The following is a 12,472-nucleotide window of genomic DNA, read 5'->3' on the forward strand; positions in this document are numbered from 1 at the left end:
CCATCGAAGGCAGTACGGCTTGTAGCCTCGGGAGCGTGGAGAAGGACATCGCGTACCGCCTGATTCTTGCCTCGGCCAGCCCGGCACGGCGGGCCCTGCTCAGCGCCGCCGGGATTGAGGCCGAAGTGATGGTCAGCGGCGTGGATGAGTCGACCGTGGAGTCCGACGACGCGGCGGAGTTGTGCCTGGCGCTGGCCCGCATGAAGGCGCGCACGATCGCGGCGCAGCTCAACGCGGACCCGAGTGTGGTGGTGCTGGGTTGTGACTCGGTGCTGGCGTTCGAGGGCGAGGTGTTCGGCAAGCCGGCCAACGCGGACGAGGCCACCAAGCGCTGGATGCGCATGCGCGGGCGCCAAGGGGTGCTGCACACGGGGCACCACGTGACGAGCCTGGTCACGGGGCAGCAGGCGGAGGCGGTGGGCCGCACGACGGTGCACTTCGCGGACGTCAGCGACGAGGAGATCGCCGCGTACGTGGCCAGCGGCGAGCCGTTGCAGGTGGCGGGGTCGTTCACGCTGGACGGGCGCGGGGCCGCCTTCGTGGAGCGGATCGAAGGCGACCCCGGCAACGTGATCGGGCTGTCGCTGCCGTTGCTGCGCGGCCTGCTCGCCGAGATGGGAGTCCCGTACATCTCCCTCTGGAACAAGTAGCTCAGCGGACGCTGCGGGCGAACTCGCGGGCGGCCCAGCCGACCGCGACCACGGCCAGCACGGCCATGATGAGCAGCCCCTGCCACACATCGGGCGCGCCCAGGTCACCGCGGAAGAGCGCCCGCGTGCCGTTGACGGCCCACGAGAACGGGTTCCAGTCGGCGACGCCCTGCAGCCAGCCGGGGGCGTACGTCAAAGGAAGCAGGATGCCGCTGAGCAGCAGCACGGGCTGGGCGACCGTGTTCATCAGCGGCGCCAGGGCGTCCTCGCTCTTGACGACCAGCGCGACGCCGTAGCTGACGGCCGAGGTCATAAGCGAGATCAGCGCGAGCATGAGGTAGGCCAGCAGCAGGTTGCCCAGGAAGACGCGCAGGTCGAACACCAGCGCGAGCAGCGTGATGATGACGGCCTGGGCGATCAGCGAGACCACGTCGCGCAGCGATCGGCCCAGCAGCAGCGCCAGGCGGCTGACCGGGGTGACCCGGGAGCGTTCGATCACGCCGGCGCGGAGCTCGGCGATCAGGCCGAAGCCCTGGAACAGGCCGCCGAAGATGGCGAGCAGCACCAGCAGGCCGGGCACGAAGATCTCGTACGCCTCGGCGTTGGTCCGCACCTGCAGCGCGGGCTTGAGCAGAGGCGCGAACAGCAGCAGGTACATCACCGGCTGAAAGACGCCGACGAAGATCCACACGGGGTTGCGCAGCAGCAACTGCATCTGCCGGTTGAAGATCAGCGAGGTGTCGCGCAGCAGTTTCATGGCTCAGTTCTCCCGCAGCGATCGGCCGGTCTTGGTGAGGAACACGTCGTCGAGGCTGGGGCGGTGCAGCTCGACGGTGCCGAGCGGGACGCCGGCCGTGTCGAGCGCGCGCAGGATCTGCGGGATGGCGACCGCGCCGTCCTCCACGTAGAGGCGCACGTTGTCCTCGTACGTCTCGAGCTTGTAGGTGCTCAGGGCCTCGGCGGCGGGTCGGACCGCGTCGACGGGCAGGCCCACCCGGACCACGTCGCCGGAGATCTCGCGCTTGAGCGCGGCCGGTGTGCCGGACGCGACGATCTCGCCGTGGTCCATGATGGAGATGCGGTCGCAGAGCGCGTCGGCCTCGTCGAGGTAATGGGTCGTGATGAAGACGGTCATGCCCTCCGCGCGCAGCCGTCTGATCTCGTCCCACATGTGCGCCCGGCTCTGCGGGTCGAGGCCGGTGGTCGGCTCGTCGAGGAAGACGACCCGCGGCTCGTGGATGATGCCGAGCGCGATGTCGACCCGCCGCCGCTGACCTCCCGAGTACGTCTTGCACTTGCGGTCCGCATATTCGCTGAGCTGAAACCCTTCCAGTACGCGTTCCGCCCGCGCATGGGCGTCGGACTTCGAGGCGCCGTAGAGCCGCGCCTGCAGCACCAGCTCCTCGCGTGCGGTCGAGTCGTCCCAGGTGCTGCCGCCCTGAGCGACGTAGCCGATGCGGCGGCGCACCTCGCCCGGATCGGCGCGCAGGTCGGCGCCGGCGATGATGGCCGTGCCGTCGTCCGGCTCGATCAGCGTGGCCAGCATGCGCAGCGTGGTGGTCTTGCCGGCCCCGTTCGGGCCGAGGAAGCCGAAGATCTCGCCCTCGGCGACCTCCAGGTCGACGCCGCGCACGGCTTCGACGGTCTTTTTGTCACGCCCCTGGCGTGAGGTGAACGACTTGCGCAGCCCGCGAGTCTCTATCATGGACGCAGCCTACGGTCGTCAAGTTTGATCAGTCAAACTTGACTAATGCTCGAGCGCCGAGCGGGCCTCGTTGAGGGTCTGCCAGCCGTCGCCCATCGTCTCGATGCGCGCCGCGGTCCGCTCGCACCAGGCGATCTCCGCCTCGGCCATGACGATGCTGCGCTCCCACATCCAGGCCACGTACGCCGGCTTGTCGTCGGCCCAGTCGGCCTGGGTCGCGGCCTCCAGTTGATGGACGCCGGCCTGCAACTGAGCCGCCCGGTTCCGCAGCGCGGCGACGGATTCGTCGCGGGACAGCCCCGGCAGGAAGGAGAACGCGGCCATGAACGGGTCGACCGGCTGGGTCACGTTCCACCACCCGTTGCGCAGCAACGACTGGAACTCCGCCTTCCCCTTGTCGGTGATCTTGTACGTCGTCCGTGCGGGGCGGCCACTGACCTGCTCCGTGGCGACCTCGAGCAGGAGGCCCTCGTCGGTCAGTTTCCGCAGCGCGTGGTAGATCGACCCGGGTTGCACGTTGGCCCACTTGTCGGCGTTCCAGCTCAGCAGTTCCCGGCGTACGTCGTAGCCGTGCACCGGCTCCAGCCACTGCACCAGCCCGAGGATCATCATGCGCGTCGCAGACACTCCGTCAGCGTAAAACTGTCGGCCGCTGGCGCTAGGCTCAGGCGGTGCGCAAGGTATTGATCGCCAACCGTGGCGAGATCGCCGTCCGGGTCATCCGGGCCTGCCAGGATGCCGGGCTGTCCAGCGTCGCCGTGTATGCCGACAGCGACCGCGACGCGCCGCACGCGCGGCTCGCCGACGAGGCGTACGCGCTCGGGGGTGAGACCGCCGCCGAGACCTACCTGCGCATCGACAAGCTGATCGAGGTCGCCGGGCGCAGCGGCGCCGACGCCGTCCATCCCGGCTACGGCTTCCTCTCGGAGAACGCCGATTTCGCCCAGGCGGTGCTCGACGCGGGGCTGATCTGGATCGGCCCCACCCCGCAGGCGATCCGCGACCTGGGCGACAAGGTCACCGCGCGGCACATCGCCCAGCGGGCGGGCGCCCCGCTGGTGCCGGGCACGGCCGAGCCGGTCGCCGACGCGGCCGAGATCCTCGCGTTCGCCGAGGAGCACGGGCTCCCCGTGGCGATCAAGGCGGCGTTCGGCGGTGGCGGCCGCGGTCTCAAGGTCGCGCGTACAGCCGAGGAGATCCCGGCCCTGTTCGAGAGCGCGACCCGCGAGGCGGTGGCGGCGTTCGGCCGGGGCGAGTGCTTCGTCGAGCGCTACCTCGACCGCCCGCGGCACGTCGAGGCGCAGGTGCTCGCCGACACGCACGGCAACGTCATCGTGGTCGGCACGCGCGACTGCTCCCTGCAGCGGCGCCATCAGAAACTGGTCGAGGAGGCGCCGGCCCCGTTCCTGAGCGACGAGCAGCGCGCGTCCATCCACGACAGCGCCAAGGCGATCTGCCGCGAGGCGGGCTACCACGGCGCCGGCACGGTCGAATACCTCGTCGGCCAGGACGGCACCATCTCGTTCCTCGAGGTGAACACCCGTCTGCAGGTGGAGCACCCGGTGAGCGAGGAGACGGCGGGCCTCGACCTGGTCCGCGAGCAGTTCCGCATCGCCGACGGCGAGCCGCTCGAGCTCACGGCCGATCCGGAGCCGCGTGGGCATGCCATCGAGTTCCGCATCAACGGCGAGGACCCCGGGCGCGGCTTCCTGCCGGCCCCGGGCACGGTGGAGACGCTCGCGTGGCCGCTCGGGCCGGGCGTGCGGGTCGACGCCGGGGTCGAGGCGGGCAGCGTGATCGGCGGCAACTTCGACTCCCTGCTCGCCAAGATCATCGTTTCCGGGCGTACGCGTGAGGAGGCGCTGGAGCGGTCCCGCCGGGTGCTCGACGAGACCGTCATCACGGGGATCGCCACGGTGCTGCCCTTCCACCGGGCCGTGGTGCGCGATCCGGCGTTCACCGAGTCGCCGTTCACGGTCCACACGCGATGGATCGAGACGGAGTGGGCCGCGGACGTGCCGCCCTTCGCGGGCGCAGCGGCGGGCGAGCAGGGCGGCGACGAGCGCGAGACGGTCGTGGTCGAGGTCGGCGGCAAGCGTCTCGAGGTACGGCTTCCGGCCAAGCTGCTGCGCGGCGGGCCGGCCACCGCCGCGGCGCCCGGACGGCCGGCGAGCCGCCGCGGTGGCAGCGCGGCGAAGGCGCAGGCCGGGGGCGCCGGGCTGACCGCGCCGATGCAGGGAACGATCGTCAAGGTGGCCGTGGCGGACGGCGACTCGGTCTCGGAGGGCGACGTGATCGTGGTCGTCGAGGCCATGAAGATGGAGCAGCCGCTGCAGGCCCACAAGGCGGGCACCGTGTCGGGCCTGTCGGTGCAGGTCGGCGAGGCGGTCACCGCGGGCACGGTGATCTGCAGCATCGACTGACCGCCTTCGTCACCCCACCGCCACGGCGAGGGCGGCGGCGACGAAGAGCACCTGCAGGGGGAGCCGGACGGCCAACGGGGTCACGGGGCGGCCGCCCAGCTGCAGACGGCGGCGGGCCGCCGAGTAGTTGGCGGGGAACATCAGCAGCATGAGCAGGGCCAGGCAGGCCGCTGCCGGCCGGGCCGTGGCCGGGAGCAGCAGCCCGGCGGCGCCCGCCAGCTCGAGGACCCCGGTGACGGTCACCAGCAGGGCCGGGTTCGGCAGGGCCGGGGGCACCATGGCGACCAGGCCCTGTCTGCGGGCCCGGGCGAAATGAGCCAGGCCGGTCACCAGGAACATGAGGGCCAGGCCGACGCGGAGGGCTGGCCACCAGCCGTCCAGGGCGTCCACGCCCACCAGGCCGACCGAGCGGGCCAGCAGTGACCCGGTGAGCAGAGCGACGAGCGGCGCCATCTTCCGATCCCATCTTGTCAGTGACTAGAATCTTTACATCGCAAAGATGGCGCGCATGACGGCATCTTGTCAATGGCAAGTTAGGATCGGGCGCATGGCCGGGCAGACGTACCACCACGGAGATCTGCGGCGGGCGCTGCTCTCGGCGGCCGCGGCAGCGATCGAGGAGAACGGCGTCGGGGCGCTGAGCATGCGCGACCTGGCCCGGCGGGCGGGGGTGTCGCATGCGGCGCCGACCCATCACTTCGGGGACAAGGCGGGGCTGCTCACGGCGTTCGCGGCTCAGGGGTTCGACGAGCTGGCCGGTGAGCTGGCGGCGTCACGGGCGGCCGGCTTCCTCGAGCAGGGGGTCACGTACGTGCGGTTCGCGGTGACCCGGCGGGCGTACTTCGAGGTGATGTACCGGCCGGAGCTCTACCACCCGGACGACCCGGCGCTGGTGGCGGCCCGGGCCAGGGCGGCGGACGTGCTCTACACGGGCGCCCGCGACGCGCCGGCCGAGGCAGACCGGAGGCGCGGCGAGCCGGGCGGGACGAACCGGGAGCGTGAGGGGCAGGGCACGGCGAACCGGGAGCGTGAGGAGCAGGGCACGGCGGACCGGGAGCGTAAGGGGCTGGGCGGGATGGACGGGGAGCCTGACGAGGGCGTCAGGATCACGGGGCAGGCGGCCTGGTCGATGGCGCACGGGTTCGCGACGCTGTGGCTCAGCGGGGCCTTCCCGGCGGCCGGCCAGGACCCCATCGCGCTGGCCAGGGAGCTTTTCGGGCGGCTCGACCCCGCGGCCCGGTCAGGTGGTGGGTAGCCAGAACCGCAGCTTCTCGTCGCGGCGGTCGGTGGGCACGCCGCCGTTGCGCTCGATCGTGCGGCGGGACGCCTCGTTGTCGTCGTCGCAAGTGATCAGCACCCGAGACAGGCCCACGGCCGCGGCGATCGGGCGTGCGGCGGCGAGCATGGCGGTGGCGTGGCCCTTGCGACGGGCCGACGGCCGTACGTCGTAGCCGATGTGACCGTTGCGCTCGCCGGCACGACCGGGGGCGAGCCGGTGGCGGATGTTCAGGCGTCCCAGGTATTCGTCGCCGTCGAGCCACCACAGCACGGTCGTCGGCACGAAGCCGGGCGGGCGGGGCGTCTCCTCGAGGCGCTGCGCGAGCAGATAGGCGACGAAACGCTCGAACCCGGCGGAAGTGGCCCACCTCGAGCCGTGCGCGCGGAGGTCGTTGCCGATGTTGCTGAAGTCGTCGGGCCCGCCGCGACCCTCGGCCACGTACTCGTCCATGGCGGCGAGGAAGGACTTGTGAGCGTCGACTGTGGGCGGTACGAGCGCGGGCACCCGCACAGCCTAGGGGTGGGCCGCCCGTACGGGACCTACGGACGGCCCACCTGCCGGCTCACCGAGAACGGGGGACCCGGCGTTCCGGCAACCTCACGGTACGCCCGCGGCGTCGCGTCGGAAACTTTACGGACGAATCGGACGTATCACACCCCGCGGAGACGATGGCACGACGGGGTGACGGGACGGCGGCTGAGCAGGGGCGGGACGGCGGTGAAGTGACGACGGCGACTGACGGCATGGCGACAGCGAGCCGAAAATGACGAGCGCCACGGAGATCGAGACAATACCGTGTTCGGCATCACGGACGACCGCGTCTGATCAGGAGCATGCTGAACACAGCACATTCTCAGGTACACGCCAGCACACTGTCGTGGGCCCCTAAACGCCGCGAGGTGGCATGACCGATGACCGAACTGTTGACCATGATGGCAACACCGGCATGGGCGTACCTCGCTCTTTTCGGTTTTCTCGCCGTCGACGCGATGATTCCGGTGGTCCCGATCCAGGCGATCATGATCACATCCGGGGCACTGACTGTCTACGGAAATCTTGATCTTGCCCTGGTGATCCTCGTGGGCGCCCTCGGCATGTTCACCGGCGACTCGATCGCCTTCGTGCTCGGCCGCTCCAGCGGTGACCTCGGCTCGGGCCGGCTCGCCGCCCTGCGCGCGAAATACGGCCCCAAGCACGACGAGGAAGCCAAGGAGATCTCGCGGACCAAGCAGGCCGCCGCGCGCTTCACCCGCGGCCTGCGCCGGCCCGGCCCGCTCGTGCTGCTGCTCTGCCGCTTCGTGCCGGGCGGGCGCATGGCGGCCGGCTTCCACGCCGGCCGCCGCGGCTACCCGGTCAAGCTGTTCGTGCTCTACGACGGCCTGGCCGCGCTCGCCTGGGGCACGTACGGCGGCCTGGTCGGCCACATCGGCGGCACGGCGATCACCCAGTCCGCGTGGCGGCTGTTCGCGATCGCCGCCACCGCCGCCGTCGTCTTCGGCACCGCCGGCTGGATCCTCGCCCTCTTCGGCGGCCGCAAGGAGGCCGAGGAGCTCACCGGCGGCAGGACCGCCGCGGCGTTCAGCGGCGGCAAGAGCCCCGCGGCATTCAGCGGCGGCGACAAGGGCGGCTACGAGAGCGAGGCGCGCAGCGGCGGCACGGATGCCGAGGAGCTCGGCGCCCTCGAGGCCGTCACCCCCGAGGTCGCCCTGGCCGCGGCGGCCGGCGCGGCCGACGCGAAGGCCGAGGTCACTGCAGTTCGTGCAGCATCAGCTGACGCGCCGCTTCCGCGATCGACCCCGACAACGACGGGTAGATAGTGATCGTGTGGGCCAGCTGGTCCACGGTCAGGTTGTTCTCGATCGCCATCGTGATCGGCAGGATCAGCTCGCTCGCCTTGGGCGCCACCACGACGCCGCCCACGATCTGACCGGTCGCGGGGCGGCAGAACAGCTTCACGAAGCCGTCGTGCAGGTCGGTCATCTTGGCCCGCGCGTTGCCGGTCAGCGGCAGCATCACCTGACGGGCCGGCGTGCGGCCGGAGTCCACCTCGTTCTGCGAGACGCCGACGGTGGCCAGCTCCGGGTCGGTGAAGACGTTCGCCGAGACGGTGCGCAGCCGCAGCGGCGCGACCGCCTCCCCCATCGCGTGCCAGATGGCGATGCGCCCCTGCATGGCGGCGACGCTGGCCAGCGGCAGCACCCCGGTGCAGTCGCCGGCGGCGTAGATGCCGGGCACGTTGGTGCGGGAGACCCGGTCGACGGTCACGTAGCCGCCGTCGCCGACCTGAACGCCGTACTCCTCGAGACCGAGCGAAGCCGTGTTCGGCACCGCGCCGACCGCGATCAGCGCGTGCGAGCCCTCGACGACCCGGTCGTCGGAGAGCGTCACCCGTACGCCCGATCCGGTGTTCTCGACGCTCTTGCCGCGCGCCTGGCTGAGGATCGTCATGCCCCGCTCGCGGAACACCCGCTCGATCGCCATGGCGGCGTCCGCGTCCTCGTGCGGCATGACCCGCTCACGGCTGGACACGAGCGTGACCTGCACCCCCATGGCCAGGTAGGCGCTGGCGAACTCGGCGCCGGTCACGCCGGACCCGATGACGATCAGGTGGCTGGGCAGCTCGGGCAGGTCGTAGAGCTGGCGCCAGTCGAGGATGCGCTCGCCGTCGGGGCGGGCGGTGGCCAGCACGCGCGGGGTGGCGCCGGTGGCCAGCAGCACGGTGTGCGCGTCCACCGCGTACGTGTCCCCGTCGTGCGGCGTGATGAGCACCTGGTGGGTGTGGCCGAGCGTGTCCTCGCCGAGCCGGGCCCGGCCGTGCACCACGTCGACGCCCGACTTGATCAGCTTGGCGTGGATGTCGGCGGACTGGGCGAGCGCGAGCTTCTTGACCCGCTCGTTGACCGCCTTGGCGTCGACCGTGACGCCCTCCAGCCCCGAGGAGCGGATGCCGAACCGGTCGTTGTGCCGGTAGCCGGTCATGACTTCGGAGCTGGCGATGAACGTCTTGGAGGGCACGCAGTCGGTCAGCACGCAGGCGCCGCCCGGTCCCTCGGCCTCGACGAGGGTGACGTCCGCGTCGAGTTGCGCGGCGACCAGCGCCGCCTCGTAGCCGCCCGGTCCCCCACCGATGATCACGATCCGACTCACGACGCTCCAACCTTCCCGCATGGCAGTTGTGCCGACACGCACTCTTGTATTCTCCACCACCGCCCGATCCGGCTATCGTCATCGCCGTGCGTCATTACGCCGCGTATGGCTCAAACCTGGATCCGGCCCGCATGCGGGCCTACTGTCCGCACTCGCCCATGGTCGGGGTGGGGTGGATAGAAGGCTGGCGCCTGACCTTTGCCGGTGAGGGGCAGTTGGGCTGGGAGGGCGCGGTCACCACGATCGTCGAGTCGCCGGGCGACCGCGTCTTCGTCTCGCTCTACGACGTGCACCCGTGGGACGCGGCGCAGCTCGACGAGGTCGAGGGTGTGACGGCGGGCACTTATCAGAAGCTCACCGTGCGTGTCTCCACCCTCGAGGGCGAGTTCAGCGCGTGGGTCTACGTGTTCGACGGGTACGAGGGCGGCCTGCCCACGGCGTGGTACCTGAGCGAGATCGCCAACGCCGCGGAGAAGGCGGGCGCCCCCGACGACTACGTCGAGGAGCTGCGCCGCCGCCCCACCGGCACGTCGACACCCGAGGGCTAGATCCACTTCTTATAGATGTTGGCCTCGTAGAGCGGCTTCATCCCGACGGCGAGATACAGCCGCGCGGCCCTCGTGGGGTTCGCCATGTCCACGCCGAGCCCGGCCTTCGTGCGCCCCTTGGCGGCGTACGCGGCGAAGGCCCGGCGCAGCAGCGCCTCCCCGAGACCCCGTCTGCGGTACGCCCCCAGGACCGCGAGCCGCTTGACCCAGCCCTCGCCGGTGTCCTCGTCGGCGTCGTACGAGGACTCGAGGGCGCCCGCGACCACGCCGTCGACCTCGGCGACGAACCACTCGTCGACACCGTCGGCGTGCTTGCGCCAGTTCTCGTACGAGGCACTGCGGTGGTCGGAGTCGCGGAAGGCCTGCTCGACGACGCCGTGGAACGCGCGCATGTCGTCCTCGTCGTCCGGCCGCACCGCGCGGATGGTCACGCCCGCGGGCGGCTCGGGCGGCGTGGACGAGACCCCGTCGAGCGGCATCTGCATGCGGGCGTGCTGCTTGAGGAAGGCGAACCCGTGCTCGGCCAGCAGCTCGATGTACGCGGTCTCGCTCGGCACCGCGCCGGCGCGGACCTCGTACGTGTCGTGCCCGAACTCGACCTTGCGCTCGGCCACCCGGGCCAGCATCAGCTCGAGCAGCGGGCGCATGGCCGGCAGCCCGTCGCCGGGCCAGACGTACACCTCGATGAAGTCACGGTTCTCCCCGGCCGGGTTGCCGGGGTAGGCCCATCCGACGATGCGGCCGCCGGCGTCGAGCGCCACCCAGCAGTCGCGGGCCATGTCGGTGTTGGCTTCGGTGAGCGCCTCGCGCACCTCGTCGGCGTTGAAGTCGGGATAGCCGAGAGCGGCGATGTCGCTGGCGTGCGCGAGCTCGAGGATCGCCGGCACGTCGTCGAGGGTCGGCCGGCGCAGGGTCCAGCCGTCGGGAAGATCGGTCACCCGCGCATGGGATCACGGCTGGGCCGTCGCGGGCGACCCCTTTACCCGGCGAGGCGGTGGCGCAGCGACTGGAGCAGGCCGATGAGCTCGACCCGTTCGCCGAGGTCGAGGGCCGCGTACGCCTGACCCGCCATCGCGTCGGCCACGGACTCGGCCCACATGAGCCGCCGGACGATCGGGCCCGCCGGCGGATAGGGCGGCTGCCAGCCGAACGCCACCGCGCCGGTCTCCCCCTCGGGGCCCGCGATGATGGCCTGCAACGGGCTCAGCCCGCTGGCCCGCACCGCCACCAGCTGTACGCCCAGACGGTGCTCGTGCAGCAGGTGCAGCAGCACCGCGGCCTGCGCACCCGGCGACTGGTCCGGCACCGGCATCGCCCGCCACGCGGCGAACAGCGGCAGCCCCGCGTAGTCGATCGCGGCCACCACCCGCCGGGTCAGCTCGTGCAGCCGGGCCAGCCGGGGGAAGCCGCCGAGCTGCTCGGCGCCCCACGTGCACAGCTCGTGGAGGTGCCAGGTGGCCACCTCCATCGGCGCGGAGGCCTTGGCCGTGGCCTCCCAGCCCTCGATCACGGCTTCGGGCGCGATGAGGCCGATCGAGGCGGCGACGGTCTCGGGGCGGACGTCGCCGAGCGCGCCCGCGCGGGCCGAGACGTGGTAGGCCCAGCCGGACAGGCCCAGCAGGCGGGCACGGCGCAGCGTCTGGGGCGACTCGGCAAAGGCGCCCACGATCGTCGCGAGTCCCGTCTTGGCGTTGGCGGCAGCCTGTTCGGGTGTCACCCGCCCGATTCTGCTCTCCTTGACCGGATTCGGAAAACTACCTTCCCGTTCCGCACCGGGCGACCGTGCTGAAGAAGATCAATCCGGCTCGTCGGCCTCGAGGTCCTCGAGGGCCGCCTGCACGTCGCCGACCTGGCGGCGGGCCGCCGCGGTCTCCCGTTCCGCGAGGCGGCGCGCCTGCTTGCGGCGGGCCACGTCGGCCTGTGCCTCGGTCCGGCGGCGCTCCAGCTCGGCCAGTTCGGCGTCCAGATCCTCCACCAGGTGACCCGCGTCACGTTCCGCCTTCTCCGCGCGTTCCAGCTGCTCGTCGGCGCGGCGCTCGGCGGCCTGCGCGGCGCTCAGCTCGCGGCGCAGCTCGCGCCGGCGCTGCTCGAACTCCCGCCGCCGGCGCTCGGCCGCCGCGCGCTCGCGGGCCGACTGCTGCGGGAACTCGACGACCTCCCCGCCCTCGTCGTCCTCGAGCTCGTCGTCGTCCTCGCCGTCCGGGGCGGCCTCGTCGGTGACCAGCCGCAGCCGGGGCCGCGGCACCTCGCCGAAGCCGGCGTACGTGGCGCTGCGGATCAGCCGCCCGGTGCGCACCTGGGCGGCGATCTCGGGCTCGGCCAGCGCGGCGGTCAGCGTCGCCTCGACCTCACCCAGCGGCAGCTTGATCGACGGCTCCTCGGCGCGGGCCAGCTTGCCCGCGGCCGCGACCAGCGCCGAGACGACCTGGCGGCGCTGGTTGGTCAGCTCGCGCAGCGCCGTGCCGTCGAGGCCGCGCTGGGCCTCGCGCAGCGACGTGGAGAGCTCGACCAGCTCCTCGATCAGCTCGGGCCGGCGCAGCGCGAGCAGGTTGACCACCCATGCGGCCACGGTCGGCTTCTTGAGCGCGGCGAGCCGCTTGGCGGTGGCGCGGTCGCCGGCCTTGCGCGCGTCGGCGATCGCGGCCGTGCGGGCCGCGACGAAGCCGTCCGGCGGGGACTCGTACAGCCGCTGGATGAGGTCGTCGGTGGCGCTGGGCACG

The 12,472-nt window shown here is 71.8% G+C and carries 14 protein-coding genes; 5 read left to right on the plus strand and 9 right to left on the minus strand.

The annotated features are described in order from the left end of the window. The first annotated feature begins 35 nt into the window (after positions 1 to 35). On the plus strand, positions 36 to 650 hold the full coding sequence (locus tag ACSNN8_RS08975; RefSeq protein WP_436648177.1) for a Maf family protein: 615 nt from the start codon (positions 36 to 38) through the stop codon (positions 648 to 650). A 1-nt stretch (position 651) separates the two neighbouring features. Here the strand turns inward: ACSNN8_RS08975 and ACSNN8_RS08980 are convergent, their stop codons facing one another. From ACSNN8_RS08980 to ACSNN8_RS08990, 3 genes are read right to left on the minus strand one after another with little or no spacing between them, the layout of a single operon-like run. Further along, positions 652 to 1,407: an ABC transporter permease gene (locus ACSNN8_RS08980; protein WP_436648178.1), complete on the minus strand. Its 756-nt coding sequence runs from the start codon at positions 1,405 to 1,407 to the stop codon at positions 652 to 654. Between the two features lie 3 nt (positions 1,408 to 1,410). Then, positions 1,411 to 2,355 carry an ATP-binding cassette domain-containing protein gene (locus ACSNN8_RS08985; RefSeq protein WP_436648179.1) on the minus strand — a complete coding sequence of 315 codons (945 nt, stop codon included), beginning with the start codon at positions 2,353 to 2,355 and terminating at the stop codon, positions 1,411 to 1,413. Positions 2,356 to 2,397: 42 nt separating this feature from the next. Next, positions 2,398 to 2,982, minus strand: a complete 585-nt coding sequence (locus ACSNN8_RS08990; RefSeq protein WP_436648180.1) for a PadR family transcriptional regulator — start codon at positions 2,980 to 2,982, stop codon at positions 2,398 to 2,400. A 44-nt stretch (positions 2,983 to 3,026) separates the two neighbouring features. On the opposite strand from ACSNN8_RS08990, the gene ACSNN8_RS08995 reads away from it, so the two are divergent. Continuing rightward, positions 3,027 to 4,778: an acetyl/propionyl/methylcrotonyl-CoA carboxylase subunit alpha gene (locus tag ACSNN8_RS08995; protein ID WP_436648181.1), complete on the plus strand. Its 1,752-nt coding sequence runs from the start codon at positions 3,027 to 3,029 to the stop codon at positions 4,776 to 4,778. Between the two features lie 9 nt (positions 4,779 to 4,787). Here the strand turns inward: ACSNN8_RS08995 and ACSNN8_RS09000 are convergent, their stop codons facing one another. Then, positions 4,788 to 5,231 carry a DoxX family protein gene (locus ACSNN8_RS09000; protein WP_436648182.1) on the minus strand — a complete coding sequence of 148 codons (444 nt, stop codon included), beginning with the start codon at positions 5,229 to 5,231 and terminating at the stop codon, positions 4,788 to 4,790. A 94-nt stretch (positions 5,232 to 5,325) separates the two neighbouring features. Here ACSNN8_RS09000 and ACSNN8_RS09005 point away from each other — a divergent pair, with 94 nt between their 5' ends. Further along, positions 5,326 to 6,033: a TetR/AcrR family transcriptional regulator gene (locus tag ACSNN8_RS09005; protein WP_436648183.1), complete on the plus strand. Its 708-nt coding sequence runs from the start codon at positions 5,326 to 5,328 to the stop codon at positions 6,031 to 6,033. Here ACSNN8_RS09005 and ACSNN8_RS09010 read toward each other — a convergent pair. After that, a complete protein-coding gene (locus ACSNN8_RS09010; RefSeq protein ID WP_436648184.1) occupies positions 6,019 to 6,561 on the minus strand; it encodes a GNAT family N-acetyltransferase in 543 nt (180 codons plus the stop codon). The two genes, ACSNN8_RS09005 and ACSNN8_RS09010, sit on opposite strands and share 15 nt — an antisense overlap. Before the next feature lie 407 nt (positions 6,562 to 6,968). Here ACSNN8_RS09010 and ACSNN8_RS09015 point away from each other — a divergent pair, with 407 nt between their 5' ends. After that, positions 6,969 to 7,874: a DedA family protein gene (locus tag ACSNN8_RS09015; protein ID WP_436648185.1), complete on the plus strand. Its 906-nt coding sequence runs from the start codon at positions 6,969 to 6,971 to the stop codon at positions 7,872 to 7,874. Here the strand turns inward: ACSNN8_RS09015 and ACSNN8_RS09020 are convergent. Further along, positions 7,804 to 9,204 carry an NAD(P)H-quinone dehydrogenase gene (locus ACSNN8_RS09020; protein ID WP_436648186.1) on the minus strand — a complete coding sequence of 467 codons (1,401 nt, stop codon included), beginning with the start codon at positions 9,202 to 9,204 and terminating at the stop codon, positions 7,804 to 7,806. The genes ACSNN8_RS09015 and ACSNN8_RS09020 overlap by 71 nt on opposite strands. 86 nt (positions 9,205 to 9,290) lie before the next feature. Here ACSNN8_RS09020 and ACSNN8_RS09025 point away from each other — a divergent pair, with 86 nt between their 5' ends. After that, complete coding sequence (locus ACSNN8_RS09025; RefSeq protein WP_436648187.1) at positions 9,291 to 9,752, plus strand: gamma-glutamylcyclotransferase; 462 nt, start codon at positions 9,291 to 9,293, stop codon at positions 9,750 to 9,752. On the opposite strand, the gene ACSNN8_RS09030 is transcribed toward ACSNN8_RS09025, so the two are convergent. The 3 genes from ACSNN8_RS09030 to ACSNN8_RS09040 all read right to left on the minus strand — a co-directional run bounded on the left by ACSNN8_RS09030 (position 9,749) and on the right by ACSNN8_RS09040 (position 12,471). After that, a complete protein-coding gene (locus ACSNN8_RS09030; protein WP_436648188.1) occupies positions 9,749 to 10,690 on the minus strand; it encodes a GNAT family N-acetyltransferase in 942 nt (313 codons plus the stop codon). The two genes, ACSNN8_RS09025 and ACSNN8_RS09030, sit on opposite strands and share 4 nt — an antisense overlap. Before the next feature lie 41 nt (positions 10,691 to 10,731). Next, positions 10,732 to 11,469, minus strand: a complete 738-nt coding sequence (locus tag ACSNN8_RS09035) for an SCO6745 family protein (protein ID WP_436648189.1) — start codon at positions 11,467 to 11,469, stop codon at positions 10,732 to 10,734. Between the two features lie 78 nt (positions 11,470 to 11,547). Then, positions 11,548 to 12,471 carry a hypothetical protein gene (locus ACSNN8_RS09040; RefSeq protein WP_436648190.1) on the minus strand — a complete coding sequence of 308 codons (924 nt, stop codon included), beginning with the start codon at positions 12,469 to 12,471 and terminating at the stop codon, positions 11,548 to 11,550. Between the last annotated feature and the right edge of the window lies 1 nt (position 12,472).

It is taken from the genome of Actinoplanes sp. URMC 104, assembly GCF_051386375.1.
Classification (GTDB): Bacteria; Actinomycetota; Actinomycetes; order Mycobacteriales; family Micromonosporaceae; genus Actinoplanes.

What these genes read in the sequence shown, in the direction of transcription:
- ACSNN8_RS08985 (WP_436648179.1), bottom strand. Translation starts at nt 2,355, where the DNA reads ATGATAGAGACTCGCGGGCTGCGCAAGTCGTTCACCTCACGCCAGGGG.
- ACSNN8_RS09000 (WP_436648182.1), bottom strand. Translation starts at nt 5,231, where the DNA reads ATGGCGCCGCTCGTCGCTCTGCTCACCGGGTCACTGCTGGCCCGCTCG.
- ACSNN8_RS09005 (WP_436648183.1), top strand. Translation starts at nt 5,326, where the DNA reads ATGGCCGGGCAGACGTACCACCACGGAGATCTGCGGCGGGCGCTGCTC.
- ACSNN8_RS08980 (WP_436648178.1), bottom strand. Translation starts at nt 1,407, where the DNA reads ATGAAACTGCTGCGCGACACCTCGCTGATCTTCAACCGGCAGATGCAG.
- ACSNN8_RS09015 (WP_436648185.1), top strand. Translation starts at nt 6,969, where the DNA reads ATGACCGAACTGTTGACCATGATGGCAACACCGGCATGGGCGTACCTC.